The following is an 18630-nucleotide window of genomic DNA, read 5'->3' on the forward strand; positions in this document are numbered from 1 at the left end:
GTGAAAATCGCGACCTACAATGTCAACGGGGTCAATGGTCGCCTCGAAGTCCTCTTACGCTGGCTCGACGAGGCGTCTCCCGATGTCGTGTGTCTTCAGGAGTTGAAAGCCCCGGACGCCAAATTTCCAGCGAAGGCGATAGAAGCCGCAGGGTACGGCGCTGTTTGGCATGGCCAGAAGAGCTGGAACGGTGTCGCCATCCTGGCGAAGGGATCAGAGCCTCTGTTGACACGTAAAGGCCTGCCGGATGATCTGGACGACAGTCAGAGCCGCTACATCGAGGCAGCTGTCGAGGGCATGGTAATCGGATGCCTCTATCTTCCGAACGGCAATCCGTACCCGGGTTCCAAATTCGAATACAAGCTTGCCTGGTTCAAACGCCTTGCGGACTACGCCGCCGAGCTTCTGGAGCTCGAAGTGCCTGTCATCCTCGCGGGCGATTACAATGTCATGCCGACAGAGCTGGACGTTTACAAACCAGAGCGATGGCTAGACGACGCCCTGTTTCGCATCGAGGTCCGCGGAGCCTTTCGTGAACTTGTCGGCCAGGGCTGGGTAGATGCAGTCAGGCACCTCCATCCAAGTGAGCGCATCTATACGTTCTGGGACTATTTCAGGAATGCCTACGCGCGAGATGCTGGTCTGCGCATAGACCACTTCCTTATCAGTCCCGATGTCGCCGCTCGCCTTTCAAAAGCGGGCGTCGATAAGCATGTACGCGGGTGGGAGCATACGAGCGACCACGCCCCAGTGTGGATCGAACTCTCGAATAACCGGACGGCAAGGAGAAAACGCAATGGTCGATGAATGGAAAGCTACACTCGCCGACGATCTAGCGCAGCTGGTGGACAAGGCGGTGACCCGCGGTGCAAGACAAGCGGAGGTATATGCGGCGATTGCCAGCGAGATGGATCGCTTGAAGATGGCCGACTACCGTGACCCCGATCCTGCCGATACCTTCTCGGAGCAGGCTGTCGAAGAACCAGCGAACGATTGGCCTGCAGCCAAGATGTAGGGCAGGCAAGGGGGCGATACTTCGAGGTCGAAACTCCGCAGCGTCCCAATAACACTTGGCCGCGAGCACACACCTGATTCCAGAACAAGTCGGTGCGGACCTCGTATGCCTCACGGTGACATGAACTTCGTTGATGACCCGTCGACGTTCGCCAGTTTGGCGGTCGGTAAAGATGAAGATCAGCGATTGAACCCGATGCAGCGCCTGTTCGAGCGAATCCGTAAACTCCCTCAGGTGACGATCGGCAAACTGCGAGGTTATGCACGCGGCCGCGGGTCGGAATTCCTCCAATCGCTCGACATGCGTTTCGCCAGCCTCGAACGGGGATACCTCGCTCAGATGGAGGCCCCGACGGGCATCATCCCCGGGGCGGGGGCGACAGTGCACCTGCCTCGGTTGATGGGAAGAGGCAGAGCTCTGGAGGCCATTCTGGGAGCCGACCTGTTCGACGCACACACTGCAGAGCGGTATGGCTGGATCAATCGCGCGTTGCCGGACGGCGAGCTTGACGCCTTCATTCCCAGGTTGGCACGTAACATCGCAAGGCTTCCTCCAGGTGTCATCGCCGCGGGCAAGGCAGCTATCGACGCCACCCAGCTTGATCCTCTGGACGCTTTGCTCGAGCAGAACCGCCTGCTAGGAGAGACGTTCGAGAAGCCAGCGGCACGCGAACTGACGCGAGTGGCACTTGCGGCAGCGGCCCAGACACGTGACGGAGAGCGCAATCTCGAAACCCTCCTTTATGGTTTCTGACTGCCGACCGCTCTCGGCTGATATCGGCGCACAGTAGCCGAATGATCCCATTTATTGTTAGTACTTTCGTCGAGTCGCTCGTGATCACATTGCTCTTGCGATCCGTGCCGCCGATCGATGCTCAAAATAGCATCAAATTGGCATGGGGCTTCAAGAATGCCCCATCCTTAACAGTTGAAAAATACGCCTCTTGAATGAAAGCCTTTTTCTCGTCCGACCAGCTATCGACATGGGACGGCCGAATGAAAAAGTTTTCGGTCGTGTCGAGTGCGAGAGTGGAGAGAGCCAGCAGTTGGTCCTCACCACTTTTCATCATCACGGGAGCGATGTGCTTTCGGGCAGGGCCAGAATGCACTTTGGGGTAGCTGAAAATGACGGCTGTTTCGTCAACGGAGAGCGGGATCATGTTCAACGCAATCCTGACGGCCTTTTTATTGTGCGGATTCTCATCTGTGGGGAAGAATGATGACGACGCGAGCGCGGCGCGGCGACCCGAAATCTTGAATATAGAGTGTGCTATTTCCCTATATCGACCTTTCGCAAGATTCATGTCGTAGTGCATCAGACGGTAGCGCCAGACCAGCCACGACTTGAACATAGCATTTACAGGAGCGGCGGCTGAGGCCGTCGGCTCGTTGGGTTTGACGACACCTAAATTCACATGCGTCTGATGGAGTGTCTGTAATTTGACCGCACTTTCCATAACTACATGCAACTCGCGTGTAATAGAGCGGTAAGCTATGAGAAACAACTGTTCCGCGTCACCAAGATCGAGCGGCTTGGTGTCGACGGGGAGAAAAATTTCTGTGTCATGCGCATTGCAGAAGCCCGTAAATGTAGATGCATTGTTGCGACCAACTTTTTCGAACTCGCAGACGGGTTCCCCGTTGCCAACCTTTAGCTTCAGCCCGCACACGTGGCCGTGTTCCTCAATAAATGACAGGGCCGTTGATTTCTGAACGGAATGAGCGCGAATCGCGGCATTGGTGCATGACATTTCGGGACTCAAGCACTTGTTGAACTTGAGGCCCATGGATTTAAAAAATTGAGCTTTTTGCTCCCCGTCAGTCCTCGATTGCATTTTCTTCCCACCTCGTAGCGTGATACGCGTTTTTATTGCAGCTATTCGAGTTTAACTTCCTCATGCTGCATGTTCTACGGCTCGGCGGTCCATTTCAGATGGTGCAAGGCAGCCGAACGCCCCCGTCTGCTGCCGGCTCGTCGCCGACATATCCTCAGAGACTTATGAGTTCGGCTGTAGTGTCGGAGCGATGAACAACCGCGAGCGCAAGAGACAATGGCATAAAGAGCTTTTTCTGTGTGGAATAACAACTCCAGCTTGCGTGAGGTGGGCGTCTGCTGTGATGTCTACCGAAAAGCACATCGGACTGTTAATCTTTGACAAAATTCACTTTCGAAACTTTGATCGACGAGGCTCTATCAGACGTCACGACTGTGGCTCATTTGAAAGCGGCCCTCAACAAACGTTGCCTATCCTTCTTCAATGATTTCGAAGACGGGTCTTGGCGCTATAAGAAATTTCAGAGTTATCTCTGGGACAACGTCGCGCAGACGGCACTTTCACAGCGCGAGAGGATGGCACTGCAAGACCAGAGCCACAGCGCGTTACTCGCCGCGGCGAAAAATCTCAGACTGAGTGACAACGACATCGCTGGTCAGGGCAGCGAGATCGCCGAGATTTTTCTCTACGGCGTCATGCGGCATCACTTCAACGCTTTGCCAGTAGTTCCGAAGATTTTCTACAAGCAGAACTCCCAGGACAACGCAAAGGGCGCAGACAGCGTCCACATCGTCATCGACGGCTCAGATTTCCAGCTCTGGTTCGGTGAGGCGAAATTCTACAACTCGATCGCGGACGCCCGTCTGAACGCCGTTGTCGGTTCGGTGTTCGAAATGCTATCGACCGCCAAGCTTAAAAAAGAAAACACGATCATCACCAATATCGCCGACCTCGATCTCCTTTCCATCGACCCGGTATTGGTCGCGAAAATAAAATCGGTACTGGATACTCGGTCCTCCATAGACGAACTACGTTCGCGAATTCACGTCCCTATAATGCTTCTGCATGAATGCTCGATCACTTCCGGAAAAACGGAAATGTCGAAAGCATACAAAGACGAGTTGATCGAACATCACCAGGAAAGAGCGGAGTCCTACTTTTCGAAACAGATCGGGAAATCAAGTGGAGTCTATAAATATAAAGACATCAAGTTCCATCTAATACTTTTTCCTGTTCCGAACAAGCAACTCATCGTCGACATCTTCGCGAAGAATGTATCGTTCTATAAGGATCAGGCCTGATGGAGGTATTCTCTACATGTCAGGACATCAACGCCCACATTCAGCGCGGAAACGAGGTCGAGGCTCGTAACCTGCTAATACGACTGCTTGCGTCCATAGGCGAAGACGAGAGGGATTTCCCTGAGCTCGTAAACCACATGATCCGGGCGACCGGGCTTTTCCCGTACATGGAGATAGAGCGCGGAAGCTGGGACCAAAGGTTCCTTGCCGAGGCATTTTCGGTTGATGTCGGGGACAGAAAGGCGACCCTTCACAGGGAGCAGTCCTATGTGCTGAAGAAGCTCCTTGAGGGAACCAATGTCGCGGTCAGCGCTCCTACAAGTTTCGGAAAGAGCTTCATTATCGACGCCTTCATCGCGGCCAAGAGGCCTCAGACTGTCGTGATTATCGTGCCTACAATAGCTTTGATGGATGAAACCCGTCGGCGAATATTTCGTAAATTCGGACGTGACTATGCCGTCATAACAGCGCCGGACACGCCATTAGGTGATCGCAACATCCTTATTTTCCCGCAGGAACGGGCCTTTGGATATCTCGGAAAGCTCGACAGGATCGACCTTTTGGTCGTCGACGAGTTCTATAAGGCGAGCGCGAAACACGACAAGGCTCGATCACCCGCGCTCGTCAAAGCGATCATGAAACTGTCAGCCAAAGCGGATCAGCGGTACTACCTTGCGCCCAATGTCAAAACTCTCGGACGCAGCGTCTTCACCGACGACATGGAGTTCGTCGAACTCCTCAACTTCAATACCGTGTATCTGAACAAGCACGATCTCTATCGAGAGATAGACGGCGACGAAGTGAAAAAGGGTGAAAAACTGATCGAGATCATCGGACCTCGAAATGCGAAGTCTCTCATTTACGCGGGAACCTACGTCGATATCCGCAAGGTATGCGACCTCGTCAAGGCGCGGATGACTCCGGTGGATCGTCCACTTACTCGCCACTTCGCGGACTGGCTTAGAACAAATTATAGAATGGATTGGCAGCTCCCTGACGTCATCGATCGGGGGCTGGGGGTCCACAATGGCAGTATGCATCGGTGCCTGACCCAAATTCAGGTCAAGCTTTTCGAACACGAACGCGGTCTGGATCACATTGTCTCCACCTCGTCGATTATCGAGGGAGTGAACACCTCGGCGCAGAACGTGGTCATCTGGCGCAATCGGGTGGGGAACACCAAACTCAAGGACTTCACCTACAAGAACATCATCGGCCGAGGTGGCCGCATGTTCAAGCATTTCGTCGGTGACATCTATCTTCTCGAGCCGCCGCCTGAAGACGAGGAGACCCAGCTGGCCATAGAGTTTCCCGAGCAAATTCTCGGTGACCTCGACGCGGATCGGGACGGCTCGCGCCTTACCTCTGAACAGCTGGAGCGGGTTATCGAGTTCAAGAACTCAATGATCGACATACTCGGCCGGGATGAATGGGCTAGGCTTCAACGCGAAAATGTGCTGCAGGATAGTGATTCCACGTTCCTGTTGTCGCTGGCGGCAGACATGAAATTCAATCCGGAGAACTGGAATGGCTTTGCCTATCTGAACTCGAACGATCCTGACCGCTGGGAGCACATCCTTTATAAGCTCATAAACTTCAAGGGTTCCGGATGGGAGGCACAATACGGCAAGATAGTTGCTGTTACGAAGGCGATACACCGGAACTGGAGTACGCCGCTTTCTCAGCTTCTCGCCAGCCTGAATGGCCAAGGGATCACGATCGACGAATTCTTCCAGATCGAGAGGACGGTGACCTTCAAACTCTCCGCCCTCGTGAGCGACGCGAACGAGCTATACAAGATCATAGTTGATCCGAAAGTGGACGTGTCCCGTTTTATCGCGCGGCTGGCCAGAGCCTTCCTTCCGGGTACCGTATACCACCTTGAAGAGTACGGTCTTCCAAGGATGATCTCGAAAAAGCTTCAAGACAGCGGCGTGATCGATCTGGCCGACAGCTCCGTGAACATCCGCGACGCCATCGCCAGATTTAACGAGATCGGGTTGGAAAGCCTGTTCACGATCCAAAGCTTGTCACGGTTTGATAAGTACATCCTCAAGCATTTCGCGGAGGGAATCACGCCTAACCAGTAGAGAATCGGATCGCCTCCGCTCAAAGATTCAGCGCAGCGATCTCCGCCGGCTAAAACGGCATAGCGAAAAGACCCCGAGGTTCCCCCGGGGTCTTGGTTTGTCGAATGTTACGTCTCGAAGTCAGTTAGGACTTCGTCTGCACTCCGAGCATGTCGAACACTTTTGCAAGCTGTCCAACCGCATGGTCGTTCGCGGCAGCGTTGCCATAACCTTCATGCGCCAGGCTGAAGCACGCAGCGAAAACAGTGAGTGCGTTCTTCATCGTTTCTTCGTCGCCAAGGAAACGAGCGGCGATTTCCGACTTCGTCAAGGGACCGAGGGTCGACGACAGATCGAAACCCTTAATCTCCCCGTCGAGACCCTTCGTGGCTTCGAAGTGGTCCGTGGCCACCTTCTCGCCTTCGCCGAATGCGGTTGCATTGCGAGCGAAGAAGAGCACGGGCTGAAGATACTTTCCGTCCGGATCAACCATTGCAGCGACGTGAACACCGTCGAGCAGAGTTTCAACACGGTCAGCGGAAGCCTGCACCACCTGGAGTGCCGCTTCGAAGTGCGTCGGCTTCTTCTTAGACTTAGAAACGCGACGCGAGACGGAGCGGGCAGACGTATTCACCTTGGTCATGCCAAAGTCCTTTATAGCCCGGCATCGGTGCGAAAAGCCGGGCCCCGAGCTTACAAGGTCGCACCTATTCGCTCGGGAAGAATGTTAGACATGTCGCCTCCGTTGGTTCGTTTCGACACGTAAGCCATACGCGGCTGGCTTATAACGGCGCATTAAAGCAAAGGGTTAGCGGACATCGCTTGCGGAACGGGCAATTTTAAACGTCTGCCGCGAATATCCGGCATCGTCGAGGTTTTCGGGAATGGAGACGGATGGCGGTCGAAATCTGGCCGCCATTATTTACGAGATAGCTCCAGCTCGTCCGCTTTATCGGGAGGGTCCCCGTCATCCAAGAGGTTGCCTGCTTCTTCTCAGTCTCAGACATCAAACTCTCCATTTGTCTCTGTCTCCTTCAATGGTGTGACCTGCCGACGACTGGGACAAATCGGCCGACGAAAATCTTGATGCCGAAACCCTGGGGTTGTGTTAGCAGCGCTTGGGGACAATGGGGGATGGCATGACCGAGACGCCGACGAAAAACATATGGGCGGAAGCCTACAAGGAGCGACAGAAGTGGGAGAAGGACTCCGACGAGTTCGTCAGGCTCGGTGAGAGGGTGATCAAGCGGCGGCTTGTCGAAACACCAGGCTTTGCCGAGTTCGACCGCAGCGTCGCTCATTACGTATCTACGGACAAGAAAGTACCTGGATGGATGCAGGTCTGGTTTGGAAACAGGCCCATGAGCGGGAGGCGCACCGAGAAAGGCGCTATCGCCCGCGAGTCTGGACCGTCGCTCGTCTACAGCCGCGGGCCGTCGGGCGAGATGGCCGTGATCATGTATCCCGTGAAGTCCGACGTCGCAAATGTCTACGAAGACGCCATCATCCTTCGCATTGGGTTTATGGACTACTGGGACCTATATCTCGGTGTCCGTCAGGACATGCGTGATCTCATGGCCTACGCCTATGTCAGCAGCATAGACCTCAAGCCGTCATGGACACAGAGCCTGCGCATCAAGTGGCTCCGATGGACCAGACGGCAAATCATTGATGAGGACCATCACTATCCAGCGCACATGACCGCGCTATGGAAACTGGCGAAGATGATCGGCGCGGGCTCTGTAACAGGTATATTCAGATTGCTCGGCCCAGGCCTGGTGGGCTGGCTTATCGGCATGTACGGCAACGAATGGCTCAAGAGCCTGATGCCAGGAGGCAACTGACGCCCATGTTCAACGAGTTCCCCATCACCAACTCCAAGCGCCAGACCATCGTTGGCCTGATCGCCTTCGGCGTGGCATTCTGGATTACCCGCGGCATGTTCGGGAAGCTCGGGGCCGAACTCGAGCGCGTCTGCGAGATCGTCGAGAGGATCGGTGACAGGTGCCGTACGGGTGCGGACCTCAGCCTCCTATTCTGGCTCGCGACGTTCGGCTGCATCGCGATCGGCTACGTTGCCTATCGCCTGTCGCACAGCATGTTCACGCCAAAGCCCTGACATCGAAATCCGTTGACTTGTGTCGCATATATGAGACGTTACGCGCCCTAACGTATCGAGTATGAGACATGGCCGATAATCCCAACATCCCCACGACGAAAGGCGGCAACGTCGTCCACCCGCGCGTCGAACGCGGTCTTCGGAAACTCGGTGAGGACATCTCCCTCGCTCGCCGTGCGCGCAAGATGACGGCCCAGGACTTCGCGGATCGGATTGGGATTTCGAGGGCGACGCTGCACCGCCTGGAGGGCGGCGATCCGGGAATTGGCATCAATACGCTGGCCATGGCGCTCCACGCGCTCGGTCGCCTGGACGCCCTGATCGATATCGCAGACCCAGCGCGCGACGTGGTGACGATGATGCAGCTGCGGGATGCCGTGCCGCGGCGGGTCGGCAAGGCGTGGAAGTCGGCGAAGACCGAAGGCGTCGAAGTCATCGATAAGGCCGACGGCAAGTTCGTCGGCTTCTGATCTCCTGACATGAGATTGAGAAAACGAAGACCCCGTTGGCGAGGACGGGGTCTTCGGCATTCGGGTGATTGTGTTCCCGCCGACGGTACCCATCGTTTTCGCCAGCGCGATTTTTCAAATTGTCCGCGACCCGTTTCCGAGGCCTCAACCTGTCCGGGTTAACGTGGTGTCGAGAATTGCAGGGAGGCAAATATGGCATTCGAGCAATTGATAGCGGTTTCGATGACGATCGCGTTCTGTTCGGGCGCGGGAGTGATGTATCTTGTCACCGACAACGATGTGCCGCCGAAAAGCTCTGTTGCCCAAGTATCCGTTAAACCGTTTGCCCGGTGTGTTGGCGCAGTGAGGGCGCATTGCGTCGTCGATGGCGACACTCTCTGGCATTCCGGAATGAAAGTGAGGATCGCCGATATCGACACGCCTGAGATTGGGTCGCCCAAATGCGCAGCCGAGAAGGCCCTCGGAGAAGGCAACTAGAAGGCTGATAGAGCTAGTAAACGCTGGACCTTTCGAGACGAGAGCGTGGGAGGGGCGCGACGAGGACAGATATGGCCGTAAGCTCAGGGTCTTGGTCCGCAACGGGAAGAGCCTCGGTGACGTGCTGGTAAGCGAGGGGCTGGCGCACACGTGGACGGGCCGCAAGGAATCATGGTGTTAATGCCGAGGGGCATTTGAGGGACTGGACGTGGCGCGACGTATTGTATTTGCGAAAATAAATGACCATTGGCGCGAAAGCGCTGAACACTCTGGTCGTTTGTTCTTCAAGCTAGACGACCAAGTCGAGATCGATTGGAAGTTCAGGATCGGAAGGGACTACGAAACCGGAGAGCTGATTTCAGACCTGCCGCCATACACGGTCAGATTCCGAAGCCAAGACATCGGAGAGCTTACGGACGCCGACGATATCCTCTGGGTGCGAAAGGCAACCGATCAAGACCCTGACGACGGGGCTGTCGGGCGTGTGAACGAGATCGTCCACGGAGAAAAATTTGTCTACGGCGAGAAGAAGCAGACCATTGAGGGCTTCAAAATTGAGGTGCTAACGGGAGTAGACGCCCGCAAGCTCAAAGCTTCGAATGATTTCGAAACCTCGAAGCAGACTTTCATGAAATATTGGTGGTTGATCCCACTATTGCTGGCGTTGATTTGGTGGAAGTTTTGATGCAGCGACAGCCGATCCGAGGCAAATGAAAACGATGAAAATATACCTGTCATTGCTCGTTCTCGCCTCACTCCACTTGTCTACGGCCGTCGCCGAGGACGGCGTTGAGGTCACGGTAGACGAGACTGCGCCCGCGATGCACATGATCATCGGGAAGCAGCGAGTATGGGCGGTTCCGGCGTTCGAAGACTACATGTACATGTTCTTCGATCTCTGCGACGCCATGGAGCTGAAGGTCGGCGAGGAGTGCCAGATTTATCCCATGAACGCCGAGATCGGACTGAATGCCTTGGCGACGGTTCAGGACGGCAATCGGCTGATCCTATACGATCGCAGGCTATCGTCGGAGGTCGGCGGCAACGGGGCGCAGATGATCATCGCGCACGAACTTGGACATCACTACTGCGGGCACCTCGGCAAGCATGGCGATCCGAGCCTCGAACTTGAGGCCGACCGTTTCGCCGCTGCGGCTATGCGCAAGGCGGGGATGCCCCTCGATGCGGCCATGAGCGTGCTGCCGATCCTCGCGGGGCGGGCCTCGAAATCCCATCCGGGGCGCGACGCCAGGGTTGCCGCGATCAAGTCGGGTTGGGAGCATCCCGAGACGGGAAAAGACTGCCGCAAATGAAAGACCCCGCACTCGGCGGGGTTAGCAGCACATGTGGCAGAGCGTGCGCTCGATCCGGGATATGTCGTCGAGAATGTGTTCTCGTTCGCGGCCGTTGTCCGCATAGCGCAGACGGTTGCGGAGATCGTCCGCCTCGCGTTCTAACTGGTCGGCGAGCTGGGCGTCGTCGTGACGCCACGGGCGGCCCCATCTGGTCAGCATTGGTTCGGGCTTTGATTTTCGCGGCATCTGCTCTCCGTCAGTCGATGTCCGGATACTCGACGTCTCCGAATTCGTTCACACTGTACGCATAAGCCTGGTGCACACGCAGACCATCGGCAAGCGCCGATTTCCGCGACGTCTTGATAGCGGCCTCGAGTTTGCGGCGGATCGTGTGCTGCTCGAGATCGATGACGTTGGTTTCGAGGGCGGCACCCGGCCGCGTGGCTTTGTACGTCGCCAGGCCGCGCACATAAGGCATGATCTGCTCGCGCTGTCGCGGAGAGAAGCCGTCGTATGCTTCGATTGCCTCCAGGCTCAGGACCAGTACGTCGAGTTCTTCTTCCATCGTGATCTCCCCTGCCGCTTCCCATGGCGGCTACAGTCATTGTGGTGTTGGCGGACGACAGGATCAAAATCGGCCGACGGAGGGCCGTGGCGCAGACGTTGCGACAGGCACGCCATACGTCATGATGTCGTCGACGGCGGACATGAACAGGTCGACGAGGAAGGGTTCGGGAGCTGTGTTGCGCGGCCCCTGGAATTGCCGGATGACGCTCGTGAATTGACCGTCGATCAGTTTCGGCGTCAGCTCGACGGTCGCGCACGGTTGACCGGATGCGTCTCGGACCGAGAAGAAGTAGAACCCCGGGTGATGTAGTTTACGGTCGTACGAACCGTTTCCGATACAATGACGCATCCTGAAGCTTTCGACGTCCAGGGCGGCTGGGGACAACATCTCGACGACTGAATAGCCTGCACCGAGATCGGCGACGAAACGCTCGTCGTCGGCCGAGAGGTCGCGCTTTGTCTTGTGCTGCGGATGGCGGCCGCGCATGGATTTTACCGACTCGTTGTACAGCGCCTCAACAGTCCCGCATTTCATAAGCTTGAGCGGCCGCCCTTTGTCGTCAACTCTAGCAAGCCAGGCGTGATGCTCCGCGCCCGCGAGCAGGAGCCAGTCAATCACCTCTACGAGTTCGTATTGATATGTCCCGAGGAACTGATCGGCGAAGATCGTCCATCTCCGGTGCGTAGCATCGAAGCTACGCATGTCTCGCGACGGTGGCGGAGCATCCGCACCCGCTTCGACGTCGCGGTCGATCTGACGCGCCCACTTGATGAAATGCCTGCCGATCGATTCCGAAATGAGTTCAGGGATGACCTGGTGGACCATGCGCATGGGCTCTGCGTCCAGTTCATTGAGAAGGATTTTGATGCCGATCCGCTCGTCGTCAGTGTAGTCCATCATCGCGCTCACTCCCCATCGCAGTCGACATAGTCTCTGGGAATGATGATGTCCGGGGTGATGCATGAAAAAAGCCGCCCGTGGGCGGCTCTGTTCGTTTCCTGGTAAACGGGGTGCTCAGGCGGCGACGTCTGTCGCCAAGGCAGCATGAAGAGCAATCATGCTGCCGATCATAATTGCTCTGTATTCGTCATGTTGCTCCGGGCCGATGATGCGGCTCCCGAGAACCCGCCCCAGGACCTCGTAAGTCCTCCTGTGCGGGCGAGCGTCGATGCGGTCAACGGCGGCGCTGAACACGTCAATATCGGTGCGCCCCTCGCTGTTCGAGACACGTGCAGCAAACGCGGAGCAGATCAAGAGATCAAGAACCTGTTCGTCGTTGAGCGTCTCAAACGCTGTCGATCCAGCTTTGACACGAGCGCATTCGATCTCGTTCTGCCGACGGTGGATGTTGCCGAAGATGGTGTGCGGACGGGTTTCGTTCTCAAGAAGTGTGTAGAATGCAGTCTTCATAGTAGTTCCCCAGTGGGCGGAATGTTGCCCTCGTAACAAGGGTTGCTCCATCGGCGGAATGAAGCAACCCCTTTGTATATTTTACTGTATATTTCTTTGCTCGGTCGGTTACGTCCTGACCGAACGTGCCGTTGTAGGTCGCTTTGCGGGGACCTGTACTTCAGACAGTCTTGGCCGGATGCGCATGTTTTTGGATCGGCGCGAGTCATCAGCTATCCCGCGCTCGAGTTCATGATGTACGTCGGCCCACAGCGCGTTGATGTCGGCCCAGGCCTGGAACAGGGTCAGACCCGTCCGCGATGCGTTGGCGTCGCTATCCCAGGTCTTCTCAAGCCTCTCCATTGCCGACCACCGGAGGCTCTCCGGATACTGCGGGCACACCGAGGACATCGGAATGCCGCGGTCAAAACAGATGCGGTGTATCTCGAGCGCGATCATCCGGGGATCGGGTCGCGGCGACCAGATATGTGGACTTACGACATCGGCCAGGTGCTTGACCCGGAAATCGGTGGACGGCTGCATGAGCACGGCGAGGACCTTCTGGGCGACGGACGTTGACTGCGGTTGCATCGCCGCGCGGAATGCCGGAACACCGTTCATGAGCGACGGGATTTCCCGAGCCTTGATGTGCTCGATAGGTCGCGATCCCCAGCCGTTAGACCAGCCGACGTCCAGCCCGAAATTGGCACGAATGCCGCCCGCCATGGCAGTGATCTGCCAACGATCAGCCGGGTTCCCGAACGTAAAGGCGATCTCGCGAGGAGTGTCGGACAGTGCGATGATCTCGACTCCCTCACTCTTGACGTCGCGCACCAGGCATTTGAAGGCCGTGTGCATCTCGCGGTTCGAAACCCTACGGAGGGCGACGATGTCGGCGTCGGCGGTTTCCCGGAGACGTGGATCGACCGTCTGTCCGCCTGTGATAAAAAACGGCGTCAGGTATAGATCGAGCTTGTCGAGTACGCGCTGCGCGGCGTAGCGGCTGGCGAATTTCGCGGTGTCGAGATTGTGCCGGCGCGCGGCGTCTTTGATTTTGTGACCGAGTGCTTCGGCGGAAATGTTGAAGTGCGGCATGTCGAATGTCTCCCCAGACTTTGAGGAAACAGTGGCCGTCGGCGATGCAAGGTACAAAAACAACAGGGAGGCCGAAACCTCCCTGCGAACTCGACGACCTCTTCACGATATCTCCCATTCCGGGTGGACCTGTCTCCAGGCGGGGGACCCCTCACAGTCGATTGCAGAGCCCGTCGATGATCATGGTGTCGGCGGCCGCAGCCGTCAAATTGGGAAACTCCGTTTATCCGGGTAACGCCGATTCACATTTGCGAAGTAATGGGGGGAAATCGGATAAACGCACTGAAACGCGAGGCAGGGAAGCCCGCCAGCGTAGGTCGAAGAGAAAGGATGACCCCAGCATCATCCGAAATCGAACATCAGGCGACATACCGACGGCGCTTGATCAGTCGAGCAGTCAGAGCGATCCGGGACTGCTCGCGGTCGAGTGCGCGGACCTCGACCAGATGGTCGATAGCGTGGTCGAAAATGCGGTTGAGCAAGCTGGACTTTAGGACCTGACCGTCGCCGTCTTTTTTCAGTGATCGCAGCGCCGCCTTCACGGCTGCCGACAGTGCCTCGTCGATCGCCGACGGTTGCGGTTTCCCGACAGCCTTCCGTCCGCTCCTGGTGCGCTGGGCCGACGTGCGCTGCCGCTCTGTTGTCTTGTAGAATTCCCTTGGCATGACTGCGATCTCCCCAAACGCGGTTTCGAACCCCATGAAACGGCGTTTCGATGCATGAGACAAAACGGCGGCCGAGAGACCCAGCCGCCGCACGTCGTCATAAATCGACAATGGGACATCCGTGTCCCAAACTCACATCATCTCAAAGCATCGCGAGCTTGATCCGTCTGACGCGTTCCTCGCGGCTCATCTCCGGATACGACAGGTACTTCGGCTTCAGGCTCAGGTTCACACATTCCGCGCGGATCGACATCGGCGCGCCGACCTCATACCGGAAGACCTCGGCGAGCATAGCCTCGATCTCGTCAGCGATGGGACCGCCGCGTTGGAGCAGGATCATCGCGGCGTCGGCCAACGCCTGTCGGGTTGTGTCGGCGTCGCGGAGGACGGACCCGCGCTCCTCGGACTTTGCTTTCTGATTCTTCCGCCTTTCGGCTTGCTCGGCGGACTTCCGAGACCTACGCTCGTCCTCGGTTTCACCGGTACGGTCCTGACGTCTCGGACGACCTGGGCGTCTCCTCGTTGCTGACGGCTCGCTGATCAGTTCTTCAAGCATCGAAATTTCCAAGGTAGTGGCTGCCATCTTTCTCTCCCGCGGCGTCCAATACCTAGAGCTTGCCCGTCGGCGGAACATCCCACAATCGAAAACTACATGTAGCCATAATTATTTTGGTTACATGTAACTTTGCATTTTTGTGCGCCTCGAAACGACGGCTCCGCCAAACTTCGTTCAAGAACTGTATCCTTGTGGTCATGGAAGTGGGAAACCAAAGTCGACAGAACTCTGAACCCGAGGACGACAGTGTCTTGCTATCAACCTGCGCTGACGCTCACTGTTGTCGACGCTCCGCTTTCCGCTTGCTTCAGGCTCCGCCACTGGGCACGCTGACAAAACCAGAACAAGCGAAGCGCCCCGTTCTTCTTATTCGCGAAGCCCTTGAAACCAGAGTCTTGGTTTCTTCCGAACCCATGACTTCGATGCGCTATCGCAAGGGCTTCTAGCAACCAGAATCCAGCGCTCTAAGAAACCAGCATATAGTTTTCAGTCATACCACCGTCGGCCGTCGGTATGAATCGCCGTGATCACTGACTATTATCGCCAACTCTCAGAAAATCTTGTCCGATACACTTGCGCTAGGCTTCGCCGACGGCAATCATTGTTACAGGGGAGACAAGATGAACACTCAACAGCCAACCGATCTGGACGAAATCGCTAAGCCGCGGCATCCGCTGTACGGCAAGCGCGGGACTTGGCTGTCTGCGTACAATGAGCACGGTCTGCCTTGCGACTACATCTGGCAAAACTCCGGGTCGAACATCATCCGCGGATATCAGCGCGCGGGCATCAAGGCCGCCGACCTCGACCTCGAAACCTCGATCTCGAACGAGAAGACGTCGCCGCGAGTCGAAATTCCCCGGGTGGTCGTCGAGACCCTCCGTATAGACGTCAAGGCGCTCAACGCACAGGATATTGCCGTCTTCTGGCGCTTGTTCGCTCAGGCCCGTCATCACGGGATTGAGGAAGGCACGGCTACGATCACACTCGCGGCGTTGCAGGACTTCCTCGGCGTCGCACGCGCCAGCCGCATTATCCAGTCGATCGAGAAGCTGGCTTCTCTGTCGATGTCGCTCCACGTCAACCAGCCGGGTGCGCATGGGCGTGTCGCCATGCCGATGATCGCCTCGTTCGATATCGCCGATGGCGTCGTTACGTTCGCGCTGCCGTACGTGCTTCGCATGGCAGTTATCAACTCCCGGGATTACGGCTGGATCGACATCAACGCTATTGCGCACTTCAGGTCGAAGTTCACCACCGGTCTTTTCATCAAGGCTTCCTACGAGGCGGGCAAGCACTGGTCGCATCGGAAACTGCTGGGCGGCGACAGGGCAACGTTCGCGGCCGCGCTCGGTCTCGACAACACAAAGTCCAACGTTATCGAAGACGTCATCGGTCGCGTCCGGGACGATCTCCTTGCGATTTCGGGACCCCGCCGCCGTTTCAAGATTTCGTTCATTGTGGGTTGCGGCTCCGACGACGCCGTTCTCATTGAACTCGGCAACGCCGCGAAGCGTCTGAAGGAACTGAAGCCCAAGGGTCTCACAAAGGAAGCGCTGGATCAGGTCAAAGCCGACAACACGGGCATCATGTCTGTTCCGGCGGAGCGCTACCCGACGATCACGCGCCTCCGACAGGCGGCAACATGGCTCGGCAGCAGCGTACTGATGGTCGCGGAGCAGTGGAGAATGGATGTCCGTGGTGCCACATCGTATGCCGACGACACCTTTGTGGGTTTATCCGGGCGCGAGTTCATCGCTCTGATCGACACGCATGGAGCGGACGACGTGCTCGAATACTGGCTCGACAAGCGTGACTTCTCGCGGTTCGGCACGTTCAACGTCGCGGAAGACGTCGGCGTCGCCAAGCCCCGACCGACGAAACTCAAGACGCCGATCCTAGTTGCCGAGCCTCAGGTCCCGAAGACCGAGGTCGAAGACGACGTCTATGAAATGACCGGTGTCGATAACTACGACTACGGCATGCCCGAGCCAACGGAGTTCCTGGGTTCCGCCGACTGTGACAACGCCGACATACCTTTCTGATCGTCGATCGCACTCTGTTAACCGGATACGCGGCCCCCGCGTTGACTGCAGACTCGGTGCCCGGCACAACCAGATCAGAACACGGAGCCGAAAGACATGAACGCACTGCGAATAGCCATAGCGAACTGACCGCCCACGGGGCCGCCAACGCTATTGTTACATTCGCAGGAGCCTTCTATGTCGTTCTATCGACGCAAGTTCTACACCGCCGACTCCCACTTCAGCCACCAGTTGATGCTGACGCATCCAGGCCGTCCGTTTGCCTCGACCGAGGAAATGGACGAGGCGCTCATCGACCGCTGGAACGCCGTCGTCGGCGACAACGACATCGTCTACCACTTGGGCGACTTCTCGATGAACCTCGGCGACGAGGATCGTGTCCGGGATATCTTCTCCCGTCTCAAGGGCTCCAAGGTCCTCATCCTCGGCAACCACGATTATGCGAAGGTCAACAAAATCCATCCGACGCTCGCTCGCTTGGACTGGATGATCTCGCCGACGTCGGCCCTCGAGACGACGGACGAGGGTCACCGCGTCTACCTTTCTCACTACGCGCACCGGACGTGGCCTGGCTCACATAAGGGCAGCTTCCATTTTTACGGACACTCGCATGGCAACCTGCCTGCAATGGGCCGTAGCCGCGACGTCGGTGTCGATTGCGCCGACGTCGGCTACGCGCCGAGAACATTCTCCGAGCTGACGAAAGGGATGATCTGATGACGAAACCCGATCACGAACTGAACGCACAGTACGGTGCGATGATCTCTCCCGGCGCACGCGTTGCCGTCCCGGACGAATGGATGCCCGCTGTTCATCAGGCAATGCAGGAGTTCTGTGACCTGCCGACCGAGGTTCGCGCATTCACGATCGTTATCGGTATTCTTCGGGACGCCGAGGGCGACATCACGTTCCAGATCGCTTGCGCTCGCGAGTTGGTGTCCGACCCCGGCATGAAGCTCATCGACGACATCATTGCCCGTGCATCCGCCGCGACGGCCGAACTTGGAGTTCGAAACTGATGGAGAGCCTGATGTCACACGTCCTGGCGTCGAAGTACGAGCGCTATCTGAGCCAGCCGTGCCTCGTCCAGATTTCGGGCGGATGGCTTGAGCCGGCGTCGACGGCAATCGAAGCCCTGACGGCGCTGCACCCCGACATCCGCATTGGGGCGCTTTATAAGGATCAGCACGGGATGATGTGCATCGACGTCGGTGTGGTGCCATTGGACGGCGGCGGCATTCACGATCAGATCAGAGACGTCGTCGAATTCGACACCGCCTTGCTCGACAGGATGCAAGAGGTGACCGCTAAGGCACGACTATTGTCGGCGTGGACGTGCTATGAAGACGGCAAGCCCGGGTGGCTCGTTGACGCGCCCGAGGGCCGTCGCCCGCTATGCCCGGAATGCCAAGCCCGTCGTGGGATGAAGGTGCGACGTCATGCGGCCTGAACCCGATATCCACGACGTCGTGGGAGCTGCGGCGGAATACATCTGGTACTCGGTCCGCTTCAATAACGCATGCCTGCCGCTGGACGTGGCGATCCCCGAACCGCTGCGCCAAGAGACCGAGGCTCTACTTCGCCGATACGTCGAAGGCGCGCGCCTGACGCCGCACCGGTCCGCCGATGCATACGAAGACCTGAGGGAGCCTTTCGCCGAACTCTGGACCTCGAAAATCAAGAACTCAACGGACACCCGGAAGGGTTGAATTCTTGAATTCTTCGAGAAGGTAGTTCCAATTCTACTAAATTCATCTCGATTAATTAAAGACTCCGACAAGCTACTGAAATC

The 18630-nt window shown here is 57.0% G+C and carries 25 protein-coding genes; 16 read left to right on the forward strand and 9 right to left on the reverse strand.

Features of this window, described 5'->3' with window-relative positions; all coding sequences use genetic code 11:
- The 3 genes from xth (at position 1) to MUO32_RS26160 (ending at position 1768) form a co-directional block, all read left to right on the forward strand.
- Positions 1-807 carry an exodeoxyribonuclease III gene (gene xth / locus MUO32_RS26150; protein ID WP_257951301.1) on the forward strand — a complete coding sequence of 269 codons (807 nt, stop codon included), beginning with the start codon at positions 1-3 and terminating at the stop codon, positions 805-807.
- Entirely contained in the window at positions 797-1015 is a 219-nt protein-coding gene (locus MUO32_RS26155) for a hypothetical protein (RefSeq protein WP_257951302.1), read from the forward strand. Before xth ends, MUO32_RS26155 begins: the two co-directional genes overlap by 11 nt.
- A 120-nt stretch (positions 1016-1135) precedes the next feature.
- Complete coding sequence (locus tag MUO32_RS26160; RefSeq protein ID WP_257951303.1) at positions 1136-1768, forward strand: enoyl-CoA hydratase/isomerase family protein; 633 nt, start codon at positions 1136-1138, stop codon at positions 1766-1768.
- A gap of 121 nt (positions 1769-1889) precedes the next feature.
- Here MUO32_RS26160 and MUO32_RS26165 read toward each other — a convergent pair whose 3' ends face one another.
- A complete protein-coding gene (locus MUO32_RS26165) occupies positions 1890-2849 on the reverse strand; it encodes a hypothetical protein (protein ID WP_257951304.1) in 960 nt (319 codons plus the stop codon).
- A gap of 317 nt (positions 2850-3166) precedes the next feature.
- On the opposite strand from MUO32_RS26165, the gene MUO32_RS26170 reads away from it, so the two are divergent.
- Both MUO32_RS26170 and MUO32_RS26175 read left to right on the forward strand, forming a co-directional pair.
- Entirely contained in the window at positions 3167-4090 is a 924-nt protein-coding gene (locus tag MUO32_RS26170; protein ID WP_257951305.1) for a DUF1837 domain-containing protein, read from the forward strand.
- Positions 4091-4227: 137 nt separating this feature from the next.
- Positions 4228-6180 carry a DEAD/DEAH box helicase gene (locus MUO32_RS26175; RefSeq protein WP_257951306.1) on the forward strand — a complete coding sequence of 651 codons (1953 nt, stop codon included), beginning with the start codon at positions 4228-4230 and terminating at the stop codon, positions 6178-6180.
- 124 nt (positions 6181-6304) lie between these two features.
- Here the strand turns inward: MUO32_RS26175 and MUO32_RS26180 are convergent, their stop codons facing one another.
- The gene (locus MUO32_RS26180; RefSeq protein ID WP_257951307.1) at positions 6305-6802 is read right to left on the reverse strand and encodes a hypothetical protein; all 498 of its coding nucleotides are present in this window, start codon (positions 6800-6802) and stop codon (positions 6305-6307) included.
- A 496-nt stretch (positions 6803-7298) separates the two neighbouring features.
- Here MUO32_RS26180 and MUO32_RS26185 point away from each other — a divergent pair, with 496 nt between their 5' ends.
- The 6 genes from MUO32_RS26185 to MUO32_RS26210 all read left to right on the forward strand — a co-directional run bounded on the left by MUO32_RS26185 (position 7299) and on the right by MUO32_RS26210 (position 10538).
- Positions 7299-8003 carry a hypothetical protein gene (locus MUO32_RS26185; protein WP_257951308.1) on the forward strand — a complete coding sequence of 235 codons (705 nt, stop codon included), beginning with the start codon at positions 7299-7301 and terminating at the stop codon, positions 8001-8003.
- A 5-nt stretch (positions 8004-8008) separates the two neighbouring features.
- Positions 8009-8278, forward strand: a complete 270-nt coding sequence (locus MUO32_RS26190; RefSeq protein ID WP_257951309.1) for a hypothetical protein — start codon at positions 8009-8011, stop codon at positions 8276-8278.
- 68 nt (positions 8279-8346) lie between these two features.
- Positions 8347-8748 (forward strand): helix-turn-helix domain-containing protein, encoded by a 402-nt coding sequence (locus MUO32_RS26195; protein ID WP_257951310.1) that lies wholly within the window; start codon positions 8347-8349, stop codon positions 8746-8748.
- Between the two features lie 192 nt (positions 8749-8940).
- Positions 8941-9225, forward strand: a complete 285-nt coding sequence (locus MUO32_RS29350; protein ID WP_308311339.1) for a hypothetical protein — start codon at positions 8941-8943, stop codon at positions 9223-9225.
- A 208-nt stretch (positions 9226-9433) separates the two neighbouring features.
- Entirely contained in the window at positions 9434-9910 is a 477-nt protein-coding gene (locus MUO32_RS26205) for a hypothetical protein (protein WP_257951311.1), read from the forward strand.
- A gap of 25 nt (positions 9911-9935) precedes the next feature.
- Positions 9936-10538, forward strand: coding sequence for a hypothetical protein (locus MUO32_RS26210; RefSeq protein WP_257951312.1), 603 nt, complete (start codon positions 9936-9938; stop codon positions 10536-10538).
- Positions 10539-10559: 21 nt separating this feature from the next.
- Here MUO32_RS26210 and MUO32_RS26215 read toward each other — a convergent pair whose 3' ends face one another.
- The 7 genes from MUO32_RS26215 to MUO32_RS26245 all read right to left on the reverse strand — a co-directional run bounded on the left by MUO32_RS26215 (position 10560) and on the right by MUO32_RS26245 (position 14820).
- Positions 10560-10766 carry a hypothetical protein gene (locus tag MUO32_RS26215; protein WP_257951313.1) on the reverse strand — a complete coding sequence of 69 codons (207 nt, stop codon included), beginning with the start codon at positions 10764-10766 and terminating at the stop codon, positions 10560-10562.
- A gap of 10 nt (positions 10767-10776) precedes the next feature.
- Positions 10777-11085, reverse strand: a complete 309-nt coding sequence (locus tag MUO32_RS26220; RefSeq protein WP_257951314.1) for a hypothetical protein — start codon at positions 11083-11085, stop codon at positions 10777-10779.
- A gap of 63 nt (positions 11086-11148) precedes the next feature.
- The gene (locus MUO32_RS26225; RefSeq protein WP_257951315.1) at positions 11149-11988 is read right to left on the reverse strand and encodes a hypothetical protein; all 840 of its coding nucleotides are present in this window, start codon (positions 11986-11988) and stop codon (positions 11149-11151) included.
- Between the two features lie 114 nt (positions 11989-12102).
- Positions 12103-12498: a hypothetical protein gene (locus tag MUO32_RS26230; RefSeq protein ID WP_257951316.1), complete on the reverse strand. Its 396-nt coding sequence runs from the start codon at positions 12496-12498 to the stop codon at positions 12103-12105.
- A gap of 108 nt (positions 12499-12606) precedes the next feature.
- Positions 12607-13572: a nucleotidyl transferase AbiEii/AbiGii toxin family protein gene (locus MUO32_RS26235; protein WP_257951317.1), complete on the reverse strand. Its 966-nt coding sequence runs from the start codon at positions 13570-13572 to the stop codon at positions 12607-12609.
- A 359-nt stretch (positions 13573-13931) separates the two neighbouring features.
- Complete coding sequence (locus MUO32_RS26240; protein ID WP_257951318.1) at positions 13932-14348, reverse strand: hypothetical protein; 417 nt, start codon at positions 14346-14348, stop codon at positions 13932-13934.
- Between the two features lie 31 nt (positions 14349-14379).
- The gene (locus MUO32_RS26245; protein WP_257951319.1) at positions 14380-14820 is read right to left on the reverse strand and encodes a hypothetical protein; all 441 of its coding nucleotides are present in this window, start codon (positions 14818-14820) and stop codon (positions 14380-14382) included.
- 593 nt (positions 14821-15413) lie between these two features.
- On the opposite strand from MUO32_RS26245, the gene MUO32_RS26250 reads away from it, so the two are divergent.
- The 5 genes from MUO32_RS26250 (at position 15414) to MUO32_RS26270 (ending at position 18547) form a co-directional block, all read left to right on the forward strand.
- Positions 15414-16838 carry a hypothetical protein gene (locus tag MUO32_RS26250; RefSeq protein WP_257951320.1) on the forward strand — a complete coding sequence of 475 codons (1425 nt, stop codon included), beginning with the start codon at positions 15414-15416 and terminating at the stop codon, positions 16836-16838.
- A 177-nt stretch (positions 16839-17015) separates the two neighbouring features.
- The gene (locus MUO32_RS26255; RefSeq protein WP_257951321.1) at positions 17016-17555 is read left to right on the forward strand and encodes a metallophosphoesterase; all 540 of its coding nucleotides are present in this window, start codon (positions 17016-17018) and stop codon (positions 17553-17555) included.
- Entirely contained in the window at positions 17555-17857 is a 303-nt protein-coding gene (locus MUO32_RS26260; protein ID WP_257951322.1) for a hypothetical protein, read from the forward strand. Before MUO32_RS26255 ends, MUO32_RS26260 begins: the two co-directional genes overlap by 1 nt.
- An 11-nt stretch (positions 17858-17868) precedes the next feature.
- The gene (locus MUO32_RS26265) at positions 17869-18288 is read left to right on the forward strand and encodes a hypothetical protein (RefSeq protein WP_257951323.1); all 420 of its coding nucleotides are present in this window, start codon (positions 17869-17871) and stop codon (positions 18286-18288) included.
- Positions 18278-18547 carry a hypothetical protein gene (locus MUO32_RS26270; RefSeq protein ID WP_257951324.1) on the forward strand — a complete coding sequence of 90 codons (270 nt, stop codon included), beginning with the start codon at positions 18278-18280 and terminating at the stop codon, positions 18545-18547. Before MUO32_RS26265 ends, MUO32_RS26270 begins: the two co-directional genes overlap by 11 nt.
- Positions 18548-18630: the final 83 nt, after the last annotated feature.

This window comes from Shinella sp. CPCC 101442, assembly GCF_024704725.1.
Taxonomy (GTDB): Bacteria; Pseudomonadota; Alphaproteobacteria; order Rhizobiales; family Rhizobiaceae; genus Shinella.